Below are 19,990 nucleotides of genomic sequence, written 5' to 3' on the forward strand. Positions count from 1 at the left end.
GGTTTCCTCGGGTTAAACGCCATACCGGCCGCCAACGTGGATATTGCGTTTGAGCCAAGCGACAATGGCCCTGAAGCGACCGACTGGCTTCGCTGGCTCGGTGTGACGCTTGAGAATCATCGACACCAATGTCGCTTGATCCACACCAGGATGCGCATCGATCAACTCAGCGACCCAGGCACAGCCAGATTTCTTCAAATGCTCACGCCACTCACCGGGCCAGGCTTCCAGTTCGTCCAGCGCCAACCATCGCGCACCGCCCTGCCCACCATGCCCTCCGGCCGTCGACTGTTCGAAACAGAAAGGCGTGGCCGCTCGGGACAGGTCGATGTTGAAAATGTAGACGTCATGGGTTGGGTGCTGCGACGTGGGGGCGTTGTTGCGACTGCCGATCTCAATCATGGGCAATATTCCAATCCTTGGGCGCTAGATGTGTCCGATTGTTTCGCAGTCTACGCGAACAGCGCAAATCAAAAACCTGATGGAACCTCCTTCTCCTACGCAACCTCGAAACCATAAGCGCCCGATCATTGATCAGAACCGGCGCCCTTGAAGAGGAAAGCCCGATGAACATTCGATTCCTGCTTCTGCTCGCCACGTTCTGCGTCATCCCCACCTGCGTCATGGCCGAAGGCTGCGACGTCGAAACCCGCTCCTCCAGCGCCTCCGTGCCTACCGTTTCCGGCCACAGCTGCTACGAATACGAAGGCATGCCCGTCAATTCCATCGATTGGTCGTGCAGCAACGAAAGCAAAGACATGGTCAACGCCGTCAAGAAAAAGGTCCAACAGTGCGACGACCACTATCAAGCCACCTGCATCGCCACCCTCACCCAGGAATCCCTGGCCAACCCGCACTCCACCAGCAAGGACAAGAACGCCAAGGCGTTGAATATTCCGGATGGCGCGCAGGTGACCACGTATTACTACGGAGCGGAGAATCTAGGGCAGGCGAAGATAGATTGTGAGAGTGGCGGTGGGCATTGGAAGGCGAAGTAATGGTTGTTTGCGCACATAAAAAGGGACACCGCTGGGTGTCCCTTTTTCGTGCATCAACACATCCACTGTGGCGAGGGAGCTTGCTCCCGCTGGGCTGCGGAGCAGCCCTCAATCAGCGCTTCATGGCTTCACACTGATTGCGCAGATCCCAATCGCCGATGCTCGCACAGCTACTGCCCTGCTTCGCTTCACAGAAGGCGCGCTGGTCACGATCCCCGATACCCGCGCATGAACCGCCTCTCTCCGCTTCGCAGGCCGTACGCAAATCGTAGTTGTCGATGGAATAACAACTACTGCCCTTCTTGGCGTCGCAATAGGCGCGCTGGTTACGATCCTCGATACTTGCGCATGAACCACCCTTCTCCGCTTCGCAGGCCGTGCGTAAATCGTAATCGCCAATGGAATAACAGCTGCTGCCTTCCTGCGTGGCCTGGCAATAATTGCGTTTGTCAGGATCACTGATGCTGGCACAACTGGCGGAAACGTAACCGCTGAACATCAACAACATCGCAAGAATCAGCTTCATCTCACACTTCCTTGGGCTTACCAGGAAACAGCCTGGCACTGCTTGATCCGTTCAAAATGAACGTCGCGACACATCAACGCTTCATGGCCTCGCACTGACTGCGCAGATCCGAATCGCCAATGCTCGAGCAGCTACTGCCCTTCTTCGCTTCACAAAAGGAACGCTGGTCATGATCACCGATGCTTGAACACGAACTGCCTTTCTCCGCTTCGCAGGCCGAGCGCAGGTCATGATCGCCGATGGACGAACAACTGCTGCCTTTCCTGGCCTCGCAATAGGAGCGCTGGTCATGATCGCCGATGCTTGAGCACGAACTGCCTTTCTCCGCTTCGCACGCCGAACGCAGATCATGATCGCCGATGGAAGAACAGCTACTGCCCTCCTGCGTGGCTTGGCAATAGCTGCGTTTGTCATGGTCACCGATACTGGAACAACTGGCAGACGCGTAACCGCTGAACATCAACAACATGGCAAGAATCAGCTTCATCTCACACTTCCTTGGGCTTACCAGGAATCAGCCTGGCACTGCTTGATCCGTTCAAAATGAGCGTCGCGACACGCCATCAAATTGACATCGGTTTTAAGGAAAGTTCCAAACGGGATGCAAAGCCCTGATCTGAGATTCGACCGAATTTGAAGTCTGAACAACGCGTAGGAAAACACCCCTTGTGGCGAGGGGATTCATCCCCGATGGGTTGCGAAGCAGACCCAACCCCGGCGAATCAATTTCTCCAGGCACGCCGCCCGCCCCGAATTACGACTGCGTCGCCGAGCGGGAGTAAGCGCCCTCGTTTGCGCCCTACAGATCGATTGTGGGTGCCGACAATCGCCGTCCTCAAATACATCGACGTCATCGCCCGCACCACCCTGTCCGACTACACCGAACACGACATCAACACCGTCACCAACATCGTCACCAACATCGCCAGAATCATGGTGCAGGATGTGAGTGATATGTTTCGGATGATTGAGCAGTGGGGGTTTGATATTTGAGCAGAACGCTCTTAGCGCCTCAGAAATAGTGTGCCAGGGTGACTGAATCAATTGAGCTAGTTGAATCTATCACCCCTTTTCTTTCACACCCACAAAGCACCTGGAACATCTTTAAACTTTGACAAAACACCTTCACGAGCGGCGTCTGGCAGAAAAAAGCATACAGCCTCAAACTCCCCATAAAAAAACATATGCAATAATTTGCCGTCAAACCCTTCGCCAGAGGAAAACGTATAGCTAAAAACGTCTTTATTTTGCCCCTTGCTCGAGTTGTACCGACTTATATCCAATAATAACTTATTGAAAGAAACAGTGTTATTCAGCATAACCCTGACCAAAAATAACGGAATAACAAACACCCCGCCACCCCAGGATTCCGAATTCTCTTTAAAGAAAATAGCCCTTGCCATTGCAGAAAAAAAACCGCCAATGCGTGAATAGTCGGGCTTGAGGACCACCTCTTTTGAAGCATTACGATATACGAGTTTTCCATCCATGATCCGCAGATCGTCCGTAAGGGTAGTCAGAATATGGCTCCTACGTAAAATCGTCGCCACCCCCTTGTCAACCAACCACTTACGAGCTGTTGGATCATCATTGAAGTTCGAAATTACATTAAACAACAGAAACATATACTGATCATCTGTTGACTTATTCGAATTATGAACATCGCAAGAAGGAACGGTGATTAGATTATTCCGGTAGTTCTTTTTTCCTTCCTGCGGAAAAAAGCACTTAGGTGGCACGTGCTCAACTCCCTTTTTCGGCTCCAGACAGTAATAGCACTTATCACTTTTCATCCGATCTGAATTTTTGCTTTCCATTCACTATCACGTCCTACCAAACAAATTGAACAGTTTTTTATCCGATCAAACTTTCAAATCCTGCAATTTCGAGAAAAGTCTCTAAAAATTCGCCGGCGTATTCGCACTAATAATCTCAGCCTCATCCGCCCCGATATTCCTGAACTTATGCGGCAACGTCGTAGGAAAGTAATACCCATCCCCCGCATTCAAAACACTCACCGACCCATCCACGGTCAACTCGACAGTCCCCCGCGTAACAAGCCCACACTCCTCACCTTCCGAGTGAACAATCGGCTCTTCCCCGGAGCTCGCGCCCGGTGCGTATTGCTCGCGCAGCAAACGCATCTGCCGGCTCGGCACGGAGGCGCCGATCAGCAGCAGGCGCAGGCCATGGCGGCCGAGGTCGGGCTGCTCATTAGCCCTGAAGACGTATTGATGCTCGCGCGGGGGCTGGTCGAAAGTGAAGAAGTCGGCCAAGGACATCGGGATGCCTTCGAGCAGCTTTTTCAGTGAGCTGACGGAGGGGCTGACGCGATTCTGTTCGATCAGGGAGATGGTGGCATTGGTCACGCCGCTACGCCGGGCCAGCTCGCGCTGGGAGAGTTTGTAGCTTTCGCGTACTAGTTTGAGTCGAGAACCCGTATCCATGACTGCCTTATGTGAAGAGTACTTAAGGGTAATGGGGGTGGGTGGCGGGTGACGCGCAGGACGCGCGGATCACGTTGCTCCCGTGTCCCGGAACCGTGAAAGGCGGCTATTAAATCACGTTTGGTGGTGTTGCTCAGCAGGTTCGATGGACGGTGGGGGAAATGAGCCTGCCGGTGGTAATTCTGGGCTGAACACAAAACCTGCAGGAGCTGGCTTGCCGGCGATGAGGTGGCATATTCAACATCCCTTTTGCTGAAAGGCCGCTATCGCTGGCAAGCCAGCTCCCACAGGGTACGTGGTGTTTTTGTGGGAAGGATGGTGGCTGGGCTGGCCTCATCGCGAGCAGGCTCACTCCTACATTTTGATCATTGGTGTGTCAGTGGGAGTTATGGCGTCTTTACAGGTGCCATCGCTGGCAGGCCAGCTCCCACATTTTGAACATTGCTGTATCAGGTAAAAAACCGGCGGGGTCTTGGGCCGCCGCCGGGGAGGTAACCTAGAGGCCGAAGCGGTCGCGCAGGGAGTAGTAGACGGCGCCGAGGGCTGTAAGTGGCGCCGAGAAGGTGCGGCCGCCGAGCATTGGCATGTGTGGCAGGGAGGCGAAGGCGTTGAAGCGTTCGGCATCGCCGCGGATCATTTCCGAGATCAGTTTGCCGGCCAGGTGCGAGCAGGTGACGCCGTGGCCGCTGTAGCCTTGCATGTAGTAGGCGTTTTTCTCGATGCGGCCGAATTGCGGCATGCGTGACATGGTCAGCAGGAAGTTGCCGGTCCAGCGGTAATCGATTTTCACGTCTTTGAGCTGCGGGAAGGTCTTGAGGATCTTCGGGCGGATCAGTTGTTCGATGTCGTCCGGTTCGCGCGCGCCGTAGACCACGCCACCGCCGTAGAGCAGACGGTTGTCGGCGGTGAGGCGGTAGTAATCCAACAGATAGTTGCAGTCTTCGACGCAGTAGTTGTTGGTGATCAGGCTGCGTGCCTGTTTCTCGGTCAACGGTTCGGTGACGACGATTTGCGAGCCGCACGGCATGCTTTTCGCGGTCACGCGGTTGTCGAGGCCTTGCGGCAGATAAGCGTTGCCGGCGATCAGCAGGTACTTGGCGCGCACCAGGCCTTTGGCGGTGCGCACGACATTTGGCTCGCCGTAGGTGATTTCCACGGCGGCGGATTGCTCGTAGATCTTGCCGCCCAGACGCGTGATGGCGGCGGCTTCACCGAGGGCCAGGTTCAACGGGTGAACGTGACCGCCCTGCAAGTCCAGCAGACCACCGACGTAGGCGTCGGAGCCGACTTCACGACGAATGTCGGCCGCATCGAGCATCTTCAGATTGCGGTTACCGTAGCGTTCCCAGTTTTTCTTCTGCTCGGCCAGGCCATTCAGTTGTTTCTTGTTCATCGCTGCGAAGATGCCGCCCGGGCGGTAGTCGCATTGGATGTCGTAGTCCTTGATGCGCGAACGAATGATGTCGGCGCCTTCGAAGATCATGCTGCCGAGGATTTCCGCCGTCTTGTCACCGTAGCGCTCTTCGATCACATCAACGTCGCGGCTGTAGGAGTTGACCAGTTGACCGCCATTGCGACCGCTGGCGCCGTAGCCGACTTTCGCCGCTTCCAGCACCGTCACTTTATAGCCGGCTTCAGTCAGGAACAGCGCCGAGGACAGGCCGGTGTAGCCGGCGCCGATAATGCAGACATCGCAGTCCACCGCTTCTTCCAGAATCGAGAAGTCGATGACTTCGTTGCGGGTGGCGGCGTAGTAGCTGTTTACGTGTTGTTGTTTCATTTTATTGTTCTCCGAGGGTCGCCCATTGAAGGCGACCACCGCTTTAGAAAAATCAGAGCTTGATCCAGGTCGCTTTCAGCTCGGTGTACTTGTCGAACGCGTGCAGCGATTTGTCGCGCCCGTTGCCCGACTGTTTGAAACCACCGAACGGTGCGGTCATGTCGCCGCCGTCGTATTGGTTGACCCACACGCTGCCGGCGCGCAAACCGCGAGCGAAGCTGTGCGCCTTGCTCAAGTTGCTGGTCCAGACGCCGGCGGCGAGGCCGAAGATGCTGTCGTTGGCGATTTGCAGTGCTTCTTCAGCGGTGTCGAAGGTGATCAGCGACAGCACCGGGCCAAAGATCTCTTCCTGGGCGATGGTCATGGCGTTGGTCACGCCGTCGAAGATCGCTGGCTGCACATAAAGGCCACCGGTTTCTTCGAGAGTGCGTTGGCCGCCAGCAATCAGCTCGGCGCCCTGCTCGCGGCCGATGCTGATGTAGCGCAGCACGTTGTCGAGTTGACGCTGATCGACCACGGCGCCGACGGTGGTGGCCGGGTCGAGGGCATGTCCCGGCTTCCACGCTTGCAGCGCTTCCACCAGCAGCGGAATGAATTGCTCGCGGATCGAACGCTCGACCAGCAGGCGCGAGCCAGCGGTGCACACTTCGCCCTGGTTGAAGGCAATGGCGCCGGCCGCCGCTTGGGCTGCCGCGCGCAAGTCCGGTGCGTCGGCGAACACCACGTTAGGGCTCTTGCCGCCTGCCTCGAGCCAGACGCGTTTCATGTTGCTTTGCCCGGCATAAATCATCAGTTGCTTGGCAATCGCCGTGGAGCCGGTGAAGGCCAGCACGTCGACGTCCATGTGCAACGCCAATGCTTTGCCGACGGTGTGACCGAAGCCTGGCAGGACGTTGAACACGCCTTTTGGAATGCCGGCATCCAACGCCAACTGCGCGATGCGGATCGCGGTCAGTGGCGACTTTTCCGAAGGTTTGAGAATGAACGAGTTGCCGGCAGCCAGCGCTGGCGCGAATTTCCAGCTGGCCATGATCAGCGGGAAGTTCCACGGCACGATGGCTGCGACAACGCCGGAAGGCTCGCGGGTGACCAGACCGAGTTGGTCGTGCGGTGTTGCAGCGACTTCGTCGTAGATCTTGTCGATGGCTTCGGCGCTCCAGCGGATCGCGTTGGCGGTCGCCGGGATGTCGATGCTCATGGAATCGCTGATCGGTTTGCCCATGTCGAGGGTTTCGAGCAGCGCCAGTTCTTCCTGGTGTTGCAGGATCAGATCAGCGAAGCGGATCAGGATGCGCTTGCGCTCGGCCGGGGCTTTTTTCGCCCACACGCCGGACTCGAAAGACTGGCGCGCGACTTCCACGGCAAGGTTGGCATCGGCTTCGTCGGTGCTGGCCACGGAGGCGAGGAAACGGCCGTCGACGGGGCTCAGGCATTCGAAGGTGTCGCCGCTGATCGCCGGGCGGTATTCACCGTTGATGAACGCGCGGGATTCGAGGGTCAGGGACTGGAAGCGTTGTTCCCAGTCGTTGCGGGTTTTGGTCATTGTTATGGCTCGACGAGGGGGTGGTGAGCAGCGGACGAACGCCGCCGATCAAAATCTGGTAACCCGATGCCCTGTAGGAGCTGCCGAAGGCTGCGATCTTTTGATCTTGATCCTGAAAAACAAAGTCAAAAGATCGCAGCCTTCGGCAGCTCCTACAGGGGATGGTGCTGGGCTTTAAACGGTATGCAGATACCAGTTGTACTCAAGGTCAGAGATCGAGTTCTCAAACTCGGCCAGCTCGCTTTCCTTGCACGCGACGAACACGTCGATGTACAGCGGGTCGATGTAGCGGGCCATGACTTCGCTGTCGTCCAGCTCGCGCAGTGCGTCGCGCAGGTTGTTCGGCAGGCTTTGCTCGTTCTGTTCGTAACTGTTGCCTTCGACTGGCGCGCCTGGTTCGATCTGGTTGGTCAGGCCGTGGTGAATACCGGCCAGCACCGAAGCCATCAGCAGGTACGGGTTGGCGTCGGCACCGGCGACACGATGCTCGATGCGCACGGCGTCGGCGGAACCGGTCGGCACTCGTACCGCAACAGTGCGGTTGTCGATGCCCCAGCTCGACGAGTTCGGCACGTAGAACTGTGCGCCGAAGCGGCGGTACGAGTTGACGTTCGGGCACAGGAACGCCATTTGCGCAGGCAGGGTCTCCAGCACACCGCCGATGGCGTGTCGCAACGCGGCGTTCTGCTCGGGATCCTCGCTGGCGAAGATGTTGTTGCCTTCTTTGTCCAGAATCGAAATGTGCACGTGCAGACCGTTGCCCGCCTGGCCCGGATACGGCTTGGCCATGAAAGTGGTGTCCATCTCGTGGTCGTAGGCGATGTTCTTCACCAGACGCTTGAGCAGGACGGCGTAGTCGCACGCCTTGATCGGATCGGAAACGTGATGCAGGTTGACTTCGAACTGCGCCGGGGCGCTTTCCTTGACGATGGCGTCAGCCGGGATGCCCTGCTCTTTCGCACCTTCGAGGATGTCTTGCAGGCAGTCGACGTATTCGTCGAGGTCATCGATCAGGTAGACCTGAGTCGACACAGGACGCTTGCCCGATACCGGTGAACGCGGCGACTGCGGACGGCCGTTCACGTTGTCCTGGTCGATCAGGTAGAACTCGAGTTCGAACGCGGCGCAGATGGTCAGGCCCATGTCATCGAACTTGCGCACGACATTGGCCAACACTTCACGCGGGTCAGCAAAGAACGGCTGGCCTTCCAGTTCGTGCATGGTCATCAGCAATTGTGCGGTTGGGCGCTTCTGCCACGGCTCGATGCTCAGGGTGCCGGGGATCGGGTAGCAGATGCGGTCAGCGTCGCCGATGTCCAGACCCAGGCCGGTGCTTTCCACCGTGGAGCCATTGATGTCGAGGGCGAAGAGCGAGGCCGGCAGGTTGATGCCTTTCTCGTAAACCTTATGAAGACTGGTGCGTTCGATGCGCTTGCCGCGCACCACACCGTTCATATCCGCAATCAGAAGGTCGACGTACAAAACCTCAGGATATTTCTTAAGGAATGCGTTTGCTTCGTTGAGTTGAACGGTACGCAGAGGGACCGACATGATGCACCTATTTAGCTGTTAATTATTATGTTCACTGCTGTTTCGCCGAGCCAGTCAACCCGAACGGCAAAGTGAAGTCAATAGCGAACAGCTGGCCGCTCAGCCTTTATTTTTAGGGCTTTTTTTAACACCTGCCTGCCAATACAGGCGCCAGACCCGCGGAAACCGTGACGACTTGATGAACGGCGTTTAGAATTTTTTACATGGCGGTTGTTAATTAAAATCAACGAGGCTAAGCTCCGGAAAAGCTCGTTCAAGTGTCAAACTTCGAGGTGAATAAAAATGGCATTCAAGCCATTGATCGGCGTTACAGCGTGCGTCAAACAGATTGGCCTGCACCCCTATCACATCAGCGGCGACAAGTACGTACGTGCTGTCAGCGTTGGCGCTGAAGGGTTACCGGTGGTCATTCCTTCCCTTGGCAACCTGACTGAAATCGAAGACCTGCTCGGTCAACTCGACGGTCTGCTGCTGACCGGCTCTCCATCGAATGTGGAACCTTTCCACTATCAAGGCCCGGCCAGCGCTCCCGGTACGGATCACGATCCGGCGCGGGATGCCACCACCCTTCCTTTATTGCGTGCAGCCATTGCGGCGGGCGTTCCGGTGCTCGGCATTTGCCGGGGCTTCCAGGAAATGAACGTGGCATTTGGCGGCAGCCTGCATCAAAAGGTGCATGAGCTGCCGGGCATGCTTGATCACCGCGAAGCCGACAGCCCGGACGTGGCTGTGCAATACGCACCGGCTCACGCCGTCACGGTGCTTGGCGGCGGCGTGTTCGAAGCGCTGGCGTTGCCGGGCGAGTTCCAGGTCAACTCGATCCACAGTCAGGGCATCGACCGCCTCGCCCCCGGCTTGCGCGCCGAAGCGGTGGCGCCAGATGGCCTGATCGAGGCGATCTCGGTGGAGCACAGCCCGACCTTTGCCCTCGGCGTGCAATGGCACCCGGAATGGCAGGTGCTGGACAACCCGAACTACCTGAAGATTTTTCAGGCCTTCGGCGAGGCTTGCCGGCAACGGGCGGCGCGACGCAACCAGCGCTGACACAACCCAGGATTTTTAAAACTGTTTACTGCCCCCACGGGGTCGGCGGCTGTGCGTTTGCGCATCCGTCATCCGTGAAAACAACACACCGTAATAACAACAAGTACGACCCAGGCAGCCAGGACGGCGGCGCCGAACAAGCCGGATCGGTATGAGCAGTACCCGTTGGATCAATGCAAAACCCTGTGGGAGCTGGCTTGCCAGCGATGGCGGTGGGTCAGTCCCCCTTTATGTTGAAGGTGACGGCCTCATCGCTGGCAAGCCAGCTCCCACAGGGTTTTGCGGTGATCCGAACGGGAATGTGCTTACAGGCTTGCAATCCACTTAAGCCAGGCCACATTGGCCCGGCGACTGAAACCTGTTGGGAGTTTCACATGGCAAACGCCTCCAGCACTTACAGGAAGGCTCTTGAAGGTCATCAGCAACCGAAAAAGGTTCTGGTGAAAGTTGATCGCGTGACCAAGAAGTTCGACGAAACCACTGCGGTGGACGATGTGTCCCTGGAGATCCATCAGGGTGAAATCTTCGCCCTGCTCGGCGGCTCCGGCTCGGGCAAATCGACGCTGCTGCGCATGCTCGCCGGTTTCGAACGGCCGACTGAAGGACGCATTCTGCTCGACGGTGTCGACATCACCGACATGCCGCCGTACGAGCGGCCGATCAACATGATGTTCCAGTCCTACGCGCTGTTCCCACACATGACCGTCGCGCAAAACATCGCCTTCGGCCTCAAGCAGGACCGTTTGCCGGCCAGCGAAATCGACGCCCGGGTCGAAGAAATGCTGCGCCTGGTGCACATGACCCAATACGCCAAACGCAAACCCCATCAGTTGTCCGGCGGTCAGCGCCAGCGCGTCGCCCTCGCCCGCTCGCTGGCCAAGCGTCCGAAGCTGTTGCTGCTCGATGAGCCGATGGGGGCGCTGGATAAAAAGCTGCGCTCGCAGATGCAGCTGGAACTGGTCGAGATCATCGAACGCGTCGGCGTGACCTGTGTGATGGTGACCCACGATCAGGAAGAAGCCATGACCATGGCCGAACGCATCGCGATCATGCACCTGGGCTGGATCGCCCAGATCGGCAGCCCGGTCGACATTTACGAAGCACCGGTCAGCCGCATGGTCTGCGAGTTCATCGGTAACGTGAACGCCTTCGACGGCACCGTGGTGGAAGACCTTGAAGGCCACGCCATCATCCACAGCCCGGATTTGCAGCAGAAGATCTACGTCGGTCACGGCGTCAGCACCTCGGTACAGGACAAGTCGATCACCTACGCAATCCGCCCGGAAAAAATGCTCGTCAGCACCACCCAGCCGGAGTTCCGCTACAACTGGTCCGAAGGCAAGGTGCATGACATCGCCTACCTCGGCGGTCACTCGGTGTTCTACGTCGAATTGCCTGGCGGCAAAATCGTCCAGTCGTTCATGGCCAACGCTGAACGCCGTGGCGCGCGACCGACCTGGGACGACAAGGTTTACGTCTGGTGGGAAGACGACAGCGGCGTGGTACTGCGCTCATGAGAACTTTCAATCAGCAATTCCTGCGCCTGGTGCCCAGCGGACGAAAACTGGTGATCGGCATTCCGTTCATCTGGCTGTTTCTGTTCTTCATGCTGCCGTTCTTTCTGGTGATGAAGATCAGCTTCTCGGAAGCCGCGTTGTCGATCCCGCCGTACTCGGAGATCTACACCTACGCCGAACAGAAATTCCAGCTGCTGCTGAACATCGGCAACTACACCCTGCTCGGCGAAGACGAGCTGTATCTGTCGGCCTACCTCGGTTCGTTGAAGGTCGCCGCACTGAGCACGTTGATGTGCCTGGTGATCGGTTTCCCGATGGCCTACGCGATCACCAAGACCGGCAAGGAAACCCAAAACGTCCTGCTGCTGTTGATCATGATGCCGACCTGGACGGCGATCCTGATCCGCGTTTACGCGTGGATGGGCATTCTCAGCAACAACGGTTTGCTCAACGGTTTTCTGATGTGGACGGGGCTGACCGATCACCCGATCGAGATCCTCAACACCAACACCGCGGTGTATATCGGCGTGGTCTATGCCTATCTGCCATTCATGGTGTTGCCGCTGTACGCCAACCTGGTGAAGCACGATGGCAGCCTGTTGGAAGCCGCGTCGGACCTGGGTTCGAGCAACTTCAACAACTTCTGGAAAATCACCGTGCCGCTGGCCAAGAACGGGATCATTGCAGGCTGCATGCTGGTGTTCATTCCGGTGGTCGGTGAGTTCGTGATTCCGGAACTGTTGGGCGGCCCGGAGACGCTGATGATCGGTCGCGTGCTGTGGCAAGAGTTCTTCAATAACCGCGACTGGCCGGTGGCGTCTGCCCTGGCGGTGGTGATGCTGTTGATCCTGATTGTGCCGATTCTGCTGTTCAACCGCAGCCAGGCCAAAGAGATGGAGGCACGGGGATGAAACGCTTCGGTTTTTCCAAGTTCATGTTGATCTTCGGCCTGATGTTCATTTATCTGCCGATGCTGATTCTGGTGATCTACTCGTTCAACGCCTCGAAACTGGTGACGGTGTGGGGTGGCTGGTCGGTGAAGTGGTACGTCGGCCTGCTCGACAACACGCAACTGATGGGCTCGGTCCTGCGCTCGCTGGAAATCGCCTGCTACACGGCGATCGCTGCAGTGGCGTTGGGCACCCTCGCCGCCTTCGTGCTGACGCGCGTCACGCGCTTCAAGGGCCGCACGCTGTTTGGAGGTCTGGTCACCGCGCCGTTGGTAATGCCTGAGGTGATTACCGGTCTGTCGCTGTTGCTGCTGTTCGTGGCGATGGCGCAGTTGATCGGCTGGCCGCAGGAGCGTGGCATCGTCACGATCTGGATCGCCCACACCACGTTTTGTGCCGCCTATGTGGCGGTGGTAGTCTCCGCCCGCCTGCGTGAACTGGATCTGTCGATCGAAGAAGCGGCGATGGACCTGGGCGCGAAGCCGTTCAAGGTGTTTTTCCTGATCACCATTCCTATGATTGCGCCGTCACTGGCGGCGGGCGGGATGATGTCGTTTGCCTTGTCGCTGGATGATCTGGTGTTGGCGAGCTTCGTTTCCGGGCCGGGTTCGACCACCCTGCCGATGGAAGTGTTCTCGGCGGTGCGTCTGGGTGTGAAGCCTGAGATCAACGCGGTGGCCAGCCTGATTCTGCTGGCGGTGTCGCTGGTGACCTTCCTGGTCTGGTACTTCGGCCGCAAGGCCGAAGCCAACCGCAAACGTGCGATTCAGGAAGCGATGGATCAGACGGCGAACGAGTCGTGGCAACAGCCGCAACGCGCCGCCACCGCCTGACTGTGTAGGAGCTGCGGCACGCTGCGATCTTTTGACCTTGATCTTTGGAAGCAAGATCAAAAGATCGCAGCCTTGTTTCACTCGACAGCTCCTACATAAACGAGCGCAGTCGACCAGGTTTTGGCTTTGTGTTTTTTGAATAAAAAGAATGGAGTTGTACCGATGAAAATGTTTGGCAGGACTCTGCTGACACTGTCCTTAATGGGCGCAATGGTCATGGGCGCCCAGGCCAACGACAAGGTGCTGCGTGTTTACAACTGGTCCGATTACATCGCGCCGGACACCGTCAAGAAGTTCGAAGACGAGACCGGCATCCGCGTGACCTACGACGTCTTTGACAGCAACGAAACCCTTGAGGCGCGCTTGCTGGCGGGCAAATCCGGCTACGACCTCGTCGTGCCGTCCAATAGTTTCCTGGCCAAGCAGATCAAGGCCGGCGTCTATCAGCCGCTGGACAAATCGAAGCTGCCGAACTGGAAAAATCTCAACCCGGTGCTGCTGAAAAACGCCGCCGCCAGTGACCCGGACAACGCTCACGCGTTTCCGTACATGTGGGGCTCGATCGGCATCGGTTTCAACCCGGACAAGGTCAAGGAAGTGCTCGGCGCCAATGCCCCGACCAACTCCTGGGACTTGTTGTTCAAGCCTGAGAACGCTGAAAAGCTCAAAGCCTGCGGCATCAGCTTCCTCGATTCGCCGACCGAAATGCTCCCGGCCGCCCTGCACTACCTGGGTTATCCGGTGAACGACAAGGACAAGGCGCACATCCTCGAAGCCGAAGCGCTGTTCATGAAAATCCGTCCATCCGTGGCGTACTTCCATTCCTCGAAGTACATCTCCGATCTGGCCAACGGCAACATCTGCGTGGCCGTGGGTTATTCCGGTGACGTGCTGCAGGCCAAGGCCCGCGCGGTGGAATCGGGCAACAAGGTGAAGATCGACTACAGCATTCCGAAGGAAGGTGCCGGCAGCTTCTACGACATGGTCGCCATCCCGCGCGATGCGGCGAACGTCGACAACGCGTACCTGTTCATGGACTTCCTGATGCGTCCGGACATCATCGCCGAGATCACCAACAGCAACGGCTACAGCAACGCCAACTCGGCGGCCACGCCGCTGGTGGACGAGGCGATCCGCAACGACCCGGGCTCGTACCCGTCGCAAGCGGTGATGGCGACGTTGTATGCGGTGCCGGATCAGCCGATAGCGACCCAGCGCATCATGACCCGTGGCTGGACCCGGGTAAAACTCGGCAAGTAAGCCTACGGAGTTGGAGTTCCAACAACACTGATGAACATGTGGGAGCTGGCTTGCCAGCGATGACGGTGGGTCAGGCAAAGGTGATTCGGATGTGCTGACCCCATCGCTGGCAAGCCAGCTCCCACTGGGTTTTGAGATCACATTCAGACAGTGCCAGGCCCAGGATTTTCTTAGCTTAAATAATTCAATGATTTCCCGTTCACGCAGCGCCTTACCACCGCTGCACCTTGCAGATGAACGGCCTCACCTGGCTCCCTCGGCTCGGGTGAATTTCAGGCGCCCTCGGGCGCCTTTTTTTGTACCTCAGGTCAGCGACCAATCCTGCACAATCCGGTAGCGGCCCTTGTGCGATTCGAACAGCGCAAAACGCTCGGCGCGCAGCAAGAACTCAGGCGGTGTGGTGGACTCCGGCTCTGGTGCCCGGAAGTCCCGCGCCAGGGTCAGATGCGGACGAAACTCGTGCGACGACTCTTCAAAACCAAATGGCAACATGGCCTGTTCCAGCCCATAGACCAAACGCAGTAACGCCTGCGGTGCCTGCTCGGGCGCCAATGACAACACCCCGGCGCGGTGCCAGACCTGCAAACGATCCAGTGAAATCCGCAAAGGCTCACCCGGCGTATGCACTTTGCCGGCGGCTTCGCAGACTTCGCCGATCTGCGCCAACGGCACTGCGCCGAGAAACAGTAACGTCAGATGAAAGTTATCCGCCGGCACTGACTTGCCGGCTCGCAGGCTCAACTCGCTGCGCCACTGAGCAATCGCCTTGCGCTGCGCCGGTGGGCAGTCGAGGGCAAAGAACAGCCGCTTTTCATCCGTCATGGCCTGGCTCCTTTAAGGTTCGTGATCGCCGATTCTACCCGTCCCTTTCTGACGACTCGCCACACAAGTCTATAGTTCAAGGATTGCCATCAACCGGAGGACGCCATGCGCGAGATCCTCAGCAAAGAACCGTGGTGGGCCAGACCACCGAACCCCGGGCAGGATGAACAGGAGCTGGAATGGGGCTGGCTAGTGCATTACAGCGAGGGTGAGCCGCGATTTGAGTTTGTCCGTGAACGGCCAACGGACGAGCAGATTCGCAACCGCAAAGGCTGCCGGATAACCCCTTCCTCCGACTGACCTCCGAATAACTGTAGGAGCTGCGGCACGCTGCGATCTTTTGATCTTGATCTATCAAAAAAGGATCAAAAGATCGCAGCCTCGTTTCACTCGACAGCTCCTACAGGGATTTCAAGGTTCGATGAGGTATTGGAAGCCGCCATAGATCATCCGCTGCCCATCGAACGGCATCGGGTTGACGTCCGGTTGCATGCGGGGGTCCTCCATCATCTTCGCCATGCCCGCATCGCGGGTGGCCTTGTCCGGCCAGATCAGCCAGCCCGACGCCACGGTTTCGCCGTCCTTGAGTTTTACCGCCATCGGGAACGAGGTGATTTTGCCGTCGGGGACATCATCGCCCCAGCATTCCGCCACACTCAGGACGCCGTACTCCTTGAAGATTTTTGCCGCGATTTCGGCGTGTTTTTTGTACTGTTCGCGATTGGCAGTCGGGACCGGCGCTACAAAAATATCGATGTAAGCCATGTTCATTCTCCTTGTACGGTGGGATCGATCTGCTGGGTAGTCGATTGCGGCGGTTGCCATTCGACACGATTGACCCCCAGCCCGACCGACGGCTCTTCTCCCCCACCCAGATTGCGCTCGACCTGTCCAGCCATGTGCAACGTGCCGGCCATCACGCCGGTGGTCGGGTTTTGCACCAGTTTCAGCCAGGCCTTGTCGAAGGTGTTGCCCAGGCTGCTGCGGATCAGCGCTTCACTGTCGGGGCGGTCGTTGGCCTGGATAATGGCGCGGATGCCCATCACCCCCACGGAAATCATCGCCCCGGCCAGTTTGCCCGCCGCTGCGGCCACCGCACTGGCGGCGCCGCGCGGGGCCATTTCCGCTTCGATGCGTTGGCTCGCGCGTTTGGCCACCGGCGCCATGCCGGCGTCGGTCGAGGCGATGCCTTTGGCGCCGCCGTCGGTGTGAATCTTGTCGATCAATGCCGCATAGGCCGGCAATGTGTTCAACGGCTCGGTACTGATGACCTTGTACAACGAGGCATCCCGCGCCGCTGGCGGGCCGAGGGCGATGGCCGGGATTTTCTGCAAGCGACCGTTGAGCTGGGCAACCGGCACGCCGTGACGCTGGGCGATGAGCGGCATTTGCTGCGCCATCAGTTGCGCATAGAACGCCGTGGCCTGACTGAGGATCGCGTCCGGATCGATCTCCACGGCGACCGGCGCCAGTACCTTTTCCTGATATTTATCAAGTAGATACTCCGCCAGCTTTTTGGCCGAGGCATCCTGCTCGCCGCCGGCACTGATCGTGTACCAACTGACCTTCATCGACAGCCATTCCTGGGTCCAGTAGCTGCTGAACCACGGGATGAAATTTTCTTCAGTTTGCTGATAGACGCGAGTGCGCCAATGTTCCATCGAGCCACGGGCGAACAGCTTGACCTGCTCGGTGGACTGTTGCGAAGCGCTGACGATCTCGCGGTCGATCCGCTGCCAGGTCGCTGGCGACACCACCACGGCAGGCGCAGTTACCGGGGCCCGCACCGTAGAGGCACAGCCGGCCAGCAGACACAGTGCGGCGACGACCAGCGCGCGCAGGTTCACGGTGGGGGTGTCCTTGAAACAGGAGAGACAGATTTGAGTATAGGTGCCGGTGGTGGGCCGTTTGTCTGGTTGTGGCTGGGCGGGCCCCTTCGCGAGCAGGCTCGCTCCCACAGGGGAACGCATTTCAAATGTGGGAGCGAGCCTGCTCGCGATGGGGGCCAGCAAAACCACCAAAAATCCCGACCATCAATGCCGTCGATATTCACCATCGCGACGATTGCCTTCCGCTCGCAGGCGCGCGAAGGCACGATTGCACCATCCGAACCGCAACGAGGAGTACACATCATGATTCACACCATCGCACTCTCCGTGAGTTTTCCGGTGTTCGGCAGCAACTACTACGAACAACACGTCGTAAACCGCAAAGCGCAGACGTTGGTGTTCAACGAAGATTTCGAAGATCTGCTGATGCCCGCCGCCACTAACCATTTCAGCAATGAAGTGGTCGGCATCAACGATCAGTTCCGTTTTCTGAGCGACATTCTCGCCACCCATTTGCTGGACATCGAGGCCTCAGTGCCTGCGCGATCCCGCGTCCAGGCGAGCGCTCATTTTTCTTAATGACTGAGGGCGCTCCTTTACGGGAACGCCCTCTCTTGTTCAATCAGTCGTCATCCCGATCGCGGTGATAGCGACGGCCATCGCGGCGGTCATCGCGGTCATCCCAGCGTCGGTCATGGTCGTAATAGCGGCCATGATCGCGGTCGTAATGCCGGCCATGACGGTGATCATCATCAAAGTCCGCAATACAGCCACCCAGCAGTACGGCGGCAGTCACGGTCAACAGCATCGTTGTAGCGCGCTTCATTCAATACTTCCCTAAAACCAAGGTTTTGACGACGGAATCGGCCAACGCTACCCTCGCCTCCGGGACTCGGTGCGCGCTGCCGCAAATACGACCGGGCAAAACGCCTTTGATTCAGTGCCCGCCCACGACCGTTTATCGCCTCGTTTTGAACGGCCAAACGGCGGCGTAATGCCACCTATACTGCTTGCAACCCATCACCACGCAATGGAACTGCGCCCTCAATAACAAAAAGCAGAGGTGCACCATGGTTTGGCAGCAGATTTACGACCCGTTCGGCAATCCGATGATCTCCACGCTCATGGCCGCTGTGCCGGTGGTCGTGATGCTGGCGGCGCTGGCGTTCTTCCACGTCAAGGCGCATCTGGCCGCCCTGTTGGCGCTGGCGTCGGCCTTGTTGATCTCGATCTTCGCCTTCGGCATGCCGGCGAGCATGGCCGGTTCGGCGGCGTTGTTTGGCGCGGCCAACGGTCTGCTGCCGATCGGCTGGATCGTCCTCAACATCATCTTTTTGCATCGCCTGACCACCGAGAACGGTTCCTTCAAAGTGCTGCAGGATTCACTGGCGCGAATCACCGATGACCGACGTTTGCAGTTGCTGCTGATCGCCTTCTGCTTCGGTGCGTTTTTCGAAGGGGCGGCCGGTTTCGGTACACCGGTGGCAGTGACCGGGGCCATTCTGATTGGTTTGGGCTTCTCACCGCTGGCGGCCTCCGGTCTGGCACTGATCGCCAACACGGCGCCAGTGGCGTTCGGCGCCCTCGGCACGCCGATCATCACCCTGGCCAAAGTCACCGGGCTGGATGAGATGGAGCTGTCGATGATGGTCGGTCGGCAGTTGCCGTTCTTCTCGGTGCTGGTGCCGTTCTGGCTGATCTGGGCCTTCGCCGGGTGGCGCAAGATGCTCGAGATCTGGCCGGCGATTCTGGTGGCCGGTGTCAGTTTCGCCGTGCCGCAATTCCTGGTATCGAACTATCACGGGCCGATGCTGGTGGATGTGATTGCTGCGCTGATTTCCATGGCCAGTCTGACGTTATTTTTGAAGGTCTGGAAACCGGCGACGATCCATACCTCGGCGGCGCTGTCCGGGCGGGTCGACAACTCCAAAGTCGACGAAGAGAAAGTCACCGCCAGCGCAGCGTTCAGCGATCAGGCGCGTCCGGCGGTGATGCGCGCGTGGATGCCGTGGATCATCCTCACCGTGTTCGTGTTCGCCTGGGGCACTCAGGGCTTCAAGAACCTGTTCGACACCCGCCCTGCGATCGATCCGGTCACGCAATCGGCCAAGCTTGATCCGCAGGGCAAACCGCTGCGCGAGGCCAACCCGATTTTCGCTCCGGCCATCACCTTCACCAATCTGCACCTGCAAATCGAAAAAGTCCCGCCGGTCGTGGCGGCGCCGAAAGCTGAAGAAGCCGTCTACAAGTTCACCTGGCTCACCTCCACCGGCAGCGGCATCCTGCTGGCGGCGATTGTCGGCGGCTTGCTGATGGGTTACTCAATCCCGCAACTGATCAAGCAGTACCTGCGCACGCTGTGGGTGGTGCGGTTTTCGCTGATCACCATTGCGGCGATGCTGGCGCTGGGGTTCCTCACGCGCTACTCGGGGCTGGACGCAACCATGGGCCTGGCGTTTGCGGCGACGGGGATTTTCTACCCGATGTTCGGCACCTTGCTCGGCTGGCTTGGCGTGGCGTTGACGGGCTCGGATACCGCCTCGAACGTGTTGTTTGGCGGCTTACAACGGGTGACGGCGGAACAGCTCGGGATCAGCCCGGTACTCATGGCCGCCGCCAATAGCTCCGGTGGGGTGATGGGCAAAATGGTCGATGCGCAGTCGATTGTGGTCGCCTCCACCGCGACCCGATGGTACGGGCATGAGGGCGAGATTCTGCGCTATGTGTTCTTCCATTCGATCGTGCTGGCGATTCTGGTCGGCGGGTTGGTGACGCTGCAGGCGTATGTCGCGCCATTTACCCACATGGTCGTCGGCGGGCACTAGACGCCCCCCTGTAGGAGCTGCCGAAGGCTGCGATCTTTTGATTTTGTTTCTAAGATCAAAAGATC

21 protein-coding genes and 1 pseudogene are annotated in these 19,990 nt (G+C 58.3%); 10 read left to right on the forward strand and 12 right to left on the reverse strand.

Annotated features, from left to right (window positions below):
- Positions 1 to 12: 12 nt before the first annotated feature.
- Positions 13 to 402, reverse strand: a complete 390-nt coding sequence (locus tag PSH79_RS16255; RefSeq protein ID WP_305438415.1) for a hypothetical protein — start codon at positions 400 to 402, stop codon at positions 13 to 15.
- A 164-nt stretch (positions 403 to 566) separates the two neighbouring features.
- On the opposite strand from PSH79_RS16255, the gene PSH79_RS16260 reads away from it, so the two are divergent.
- Positions 567 to 998 carry a hypothetical protein gene (locus PSH79_RS16260; protein ID WP_016987694.1) on the forward strand — a complete coding sequence of 144 codons (432 nt, stop codon included), beginning with the start codon at positions 567 to 569 and terminating at the stop codon, positions 996 to 998.
- A gap of 112 nt (positions 999 to 1,110) precedes the next feature.
- On the opposite strand, the gene PSH79_RS16265 is transcribed toward PSH79_RS16260, so the two are convergent.
- Positions 1,111 to 1,524 (reverse strand): hypothetical protein, encoded by a 414-nt coding sequence (locus tag PSH79_RS16265; protein WP_305438416.1) that lies wholly within the window; start codon positions 1,522 to 1,524, stop codon positions 1,111 to 1,113.
- Positions 1,525 to 1,597: 73 nt separating this feature from the next.
- Positions 1,598 to 2,011 carry a hypothetical protein gene (locus tag PSH79_RS16270; RefSeq protein ID WP_305438417.1) on the reverse strand — a complete coding sequence of 138 codons (414 nt, stop codon included), beginning with the start codon at positions 2,009 to 2,011 and terminating at the stop codon, positions 1,598 to 1,600.
- Between the two features lie 341 nt (positions 2,012 to 2,352).
- Here PSH79_RS16270 and PSH79_RS16275 point away from each other — a divergent pair.
- Positions 2,353 to 2,517, forward strand: a pseudogene (locus PSH79_RS16275) (fructose-bisphosphate aldolase); the annotation flags it as partial.
- 83 nt (positions 2,518 to 2,600) lie between these two features.
- Here PSH79_RS16275 and PSH79_RS16280 read toward each other — a convergent pair.
- From PSH79_RS16280 to PSH79_RS16300, 5 genes are all read right to left on the reverse strand, one after another.
- Positions 2,601 to 3,341: a hypothetical protein gene (locus PSH79_RS16280; RefSeq protein ID WP_305438418.1), complete on the reverse strand. Its 741-nt coding sequence runs from the start codon at positions 3,339 to 3,341 to the stop codon at positions 2,601 to 2,603.
- Positions 3,342 to 3,422: 81 nt separating this feature from the next.
- The gene (locus tag PSH79_RS16285; protein WP_042558757.1) at positions 3,423 to 3,971 is read right to left on the reverse strand and encodes a cupin domain-containing protein; all 549 of its coding nucleotides are present in this window, start codon (positions 3,969 to 3,971) and stop codon (positions 3,423 to 3,425) included.
- Between the two features lie 496 nt (positions 3,972 to 4,467).
- Entirely contained in the window at positions 4,468 to 5,751 is a 1,284-nt protein-coding gene (locus PSH79_RS16290) for an FAD-binding oxidoreductase (protein ID WP_305438419.1), read from the reverse strand.
- Positions 5,752 to 5,803: 52 nt separating this feature from the next.
- Positions 5,804 to 7,294 carry an aldehyde dehydrogenase gene (locus tag PSH79_RS16295; RefSeq protein ID WP_305438420.1) on the reverse strand — a complete coding sequence of 497 codons (1,491 nt, stop codon included), beginning with the start codon at positions 7,292 to 7,294 and terminating at the stop codon, positions 5,804 to 5,806.
- A gap of 174 nt (positions 7,295 to 7,468) precedes the next feature.
- Complete coding sequence (locus PSH79_RS16300; protein ID WP_305438421.1) at positions 7,469 to 8,845, reverse strand: glutamine synthetase family protein; 1,377 nt, start codon at positions 8,843 to 8,845, stop codon at positions 7,469 to 7,471.
- Positions 8,846 to 9,127: 282 nt separating this feature from the next.
- On the opposite strand from PSH79_RS16300, the gene PSH79_RS16305 reads away from it, so the two are divergent.
- The 5 genes from PSH79_RS16305 to PSH79_RS16325 all read left to right on the forward strand — a co-directional run bounded on the left by PSH79_RS16305 (position 9,128) and on the right by PSH79_RS16325 (position 14,449).
- Positions 9,128 to 9,889: a gamma-glutamyl-gamma-aminobutyrate hydrolase family protein gene (locus tag PSH79_RS16305; protein WP_305438422.1), complete on the forward strand. Its 762-nt coding sequence runs from the start codon at positions 9,128 to 9,130 to the stop codon at positions 9,887 to 9,889.
- 374 nt (positions 9,890 to 10,263) lie between these two features.
- Positions 10,264 to 11,406 carry a polyamine ABC transporter ATP-binding protein gene (gene potA, locus PSH79_RS16310; RefSeq protein ID WP_095136575.1) on the forward strand — a complete coding sequence of 381 codons (1,143 nt, stop codon included), beginning with the start codon at positions 10,264 to 10,266 and terminating at the stop codon, positions 11,404 to 11,406.
- Between the two features lie 29 nt (positions 11,407 to 11,435).
- Positions 11,436 to 12,317, forward strand: coding sequence for an ABC transporter permease subunit (locus PSH79_RS16315; protein WP_370872666.1), 882 nt, complete (start codon positions 11,436 to 11,438; stop codon positions 12,315 to 12,317).
- Positions 12,314 to 13,189 (forward strand): ABC transporter permease subunit, encoded by an 876-nt coding sequence (locus PSH79_RS16320; protein WP_095187557.1) that lies wholly within the window; start codon positions 12,314 to 12,316, stop codon positions 13,187 to 13,189. The genes PSH79_RS16315 and PSH79_RS16320 overlap by 4 nt, the downstream gene beginning before the upstream one ends.
- Positions 13,190 to 13,351: 162 nt before the next feature.
- A complete protein-coding gene (locus tag PSH79_RS16325; protein ID WP_305438425.1) occupies positions 13,352 to 14,449 on the forward strand; it encodes a polyamine ABC transporter substrate-binding protein in 1,098 nt (365 codons plus the stop codon).
- A 303-nt stretch (positions 14,450 to 14,752) separates the two neighbouring features.
- Here the strand turns inward: PSH79_RS16325 and thpR are convergent, their stop codons facing one another.
- On the reverse strand, positions 14,753 to 15,271 hold the full coding sequence (gene thpR, locus PSH79_RS16330; RefSeq protein WP_305438426.1) for an RNA 2',3'-cyclic phosphodiesterase: 519 nt from the start codon (positions 15,269 to 15,271) through the stop codon (positions 14,753 to 14,755).
- Positions 15,272 to 15,376: 105 nt separating this feature from the next.
- Here thpR and PSH79_RS16335 point away from each other — a divergent pair, with 105 nt between their 5' ends.
- Entirely contained in the window at positions 15,377 to 15,571 is a 195-nt protein-coding gene (locus PSH79_RS16335; RefSeq protein WP_305438427.1) for a hypothetical protein, read from the forward strand.
- 111 nt (positions 15,572 to 15,682) lie between these two features.
- Here PSH79_RS16335 and PSH79_RS16340 read toward each other — a convergent pair whose 3' ends face one another.
- Positions 15,683 to 16,036: a DUF1428 domain-containing protein gene (locus PSH79_RS16340; RefSeq protein WP_305438428.1), complete on the reverse strand. Its 354-nt coding sequence runs from the start codon at positions 16,034 to 16,036 to the stop codon at positions 15,683 to 15,685.
- Positions 16,037 to 16,038: 2 nt separating this feature from the next.
- Positions 16,039 to 17,118, reverse strand: coding sequence for a hypothetical protein (locus PSH79_RS16345; protein ID WP_305438429.1), 1,080 nt, complete (start codon positions 17,116 to 17,118; stop codon positions 16,039 to 16,041).
- Positions 17,119 to 17,403: 285 nt separating this feature from the next.
- On the opposite strand from PSH79_RS16345, the gene PSH79_RS16350 reads away from it, so the two are divergent.
- A complete protein-coding gene (locus PSH79_RS16350; protein ID WP_305438430.1) occupies positions 17,404 to 17,679 on the forward strand; it encodes a hypothetical protein in 276 nt (91 codons plus the stop codon).
- A gap of 43 nt (positions 17,680 to 17,722) precedes the next feature.
- Here the strand turns inward: PSH79_RS16350 and PSH79_RS16355 are convergent, their stop codons facing one another.
- Positions 17,723 to 17,926 (reverse strand): hypothetical protein, encoded by a 204-nt coding sequence (locus PSH79_RS16355; RefSeq protein ID WP_305438431.1) that lies wholly within the window; start codon positions 17,924 to 17,926, stop codon positions 17,723 to 17,725.
- Positions 17,927 to 18,170: 244 nt separating this feature from the next.
- On the opposite strand from PSH79_RS16355, the gene PSH79_RS16360 reads away from it, so the two are divergent.
- Positions 18,171 to 19,925 carry an L-lactate permease gene (locus PSH79_RS16360; RefSeq protein ID WP_305438432.1) on the forward strand — a complete coding sequence of 585 codons (1,755 nt, stop codon included), beginning with the start codon at positions 18,171 to 18,173 and terminating at the stop codon, positions 19,923 to 19,925.
- The last annotated feature ends 65 nt before the right edge of the window (positions 19,926 to 19,990 follow it).

It is taken from the genome of Pseudomonas sp. FP2196 (assembly GCF_030687715.1).
GTDB lineage: Bacteria > Pseudomonadota > Gammaproteobacteria > Pseudomonadales > Pseudomonadaceae > Aquipseudomonas.

Bases quoted from the DNA above. Each gene is read 5' to 3' on its own strand.
- PSH79_RS16255 (WP_305438415.1), bottom strand. From the start codon at position 402: ATGATTGAGATCGGCAGTCGCAACAACGCCCCCACGTCGCAGCACCCA.
- PSH79_RS16260 (WP_016987694.1), top strand. From the start codon at position 567: ATGAACATTCGATTCCTGCTTCTGCTCGCCACGTTCTGCGTCATCCCC.
- PSH79_RS16265 (WP_305438416.1), bottom strand. From the start codon at position 1,524: ATGAAGCTGATTCTTGCGATGTTGTTGATGTTCAGCGGTTACGTTTCC.
- PSH79_RS16270 (WP_305438417.1), bottom strand. From the start codon at position 2,011: ATGAAGCTGATTCTTGCCATGTTGTTGATGTTCAGCGGTTACGCGTCT.
- PSH79_RS16280 (WP_305438418.1), bottom strand. From the start codon at position 3,341: ATGGAAAGCAAAAATTCAGATCGGATGAAAAGTGATAAGTGCTATTAC.
- PSH79_RS16285 (WP_042558757.1), bottom strand. From the start codon at position 3,971: ATGGATACGGGTTCTCGACTCAAACTAGTACGCGAAAGCTACAAACTC.
- PSH79_RS16290 (WP_305438419.1), bottom strand. From the start codon at position 5,751: ATGAAACAACAACACGTAAACAGCTACTACGCCGCCACCCGCAACGAA.
- PSH79_RS16295 (WP_305438420.1), bottom strand. From the start codon at position 7,294: ATGACCAAAACCCGCAACGACTGGGAACAACGCTTCCAGTCCCTGACC.
- PSH79_RS16300 (WP_305438421.1), bottom strand. From the start codon at position 8,845: ATGTCGGTCCCTCTGCGTACCGTTCAACTCAACGAAGCAAACGCATTC.
- PSH79_RS16305 (WP_305438422.1), top strand. From the start codon at position 9,128: ATGGCATTCAAGCCATTGATCGGCGTTACAGCGTGCGTCAAACAGATT.
- potA (WP_095136575.1), top strand. From the start codon at position 10,264: ATGGCAAACGCCTCCAGCACTTACAGGAAGGCTCTTGAAGGTCATCAG.
- PSH79_RS16320 (WP_095187557.1), top strand. From the start codon at position 12,314: ATGAAACGCTTCGGTTTTTCCAAGTTCATGTTGATCTTCGGCCTGATG.
- PSH79_RS16325 (WP_305438425.1), top strand. From the start codon at position 13,352: ATGAAAATGTTTGGCAGGACTCTGCTGACACTGTCCTTAATGGGCGCA.
- thpR (WP_305438426.1), bottom strand. From the start codon at position 15,271: ATGACGGATGAAAAGCGGCTGTTCTTTGCCCTCGACTGCCCACCGGCG.
- PSH79_RS16335 (WP_305438427.1), top strand. From the start codon at position 15,377: ATGCGCGAGATCCTCAGCAAAGAACCGTGGTGGGCCAGACCACCGAAC.
- PSH79_RS16340 (WP_305438428.1), bottom strand. From the start codon at position 16,036: ATGGCTTACATCGATATTTTTGTAGCGCCGGTCCCGACTGCCAATCGC.
- PSH79_RS16350 (WP_305438430.1), top strand. From the start codon at position 17,404: ATGATTCACACCATCGCACTCTCCGTGAGTTTTCCGGTGTTCGGCAGC.
- PSH79_RS16355 (WP_305438431.1), bottom strand. From the start codon at position 17,926: ATGAAGCGCGCTACAACGATGCTGTTGACCGTGACTGCCGCCGTACTG.
- PSH79_RS16360 (WP_305438432.1), top strand. From the start codon at position 18,171: ATGGTTTGGCAGCAGATTTACGACCCGTTCGGCAATCCGATGATCTCC.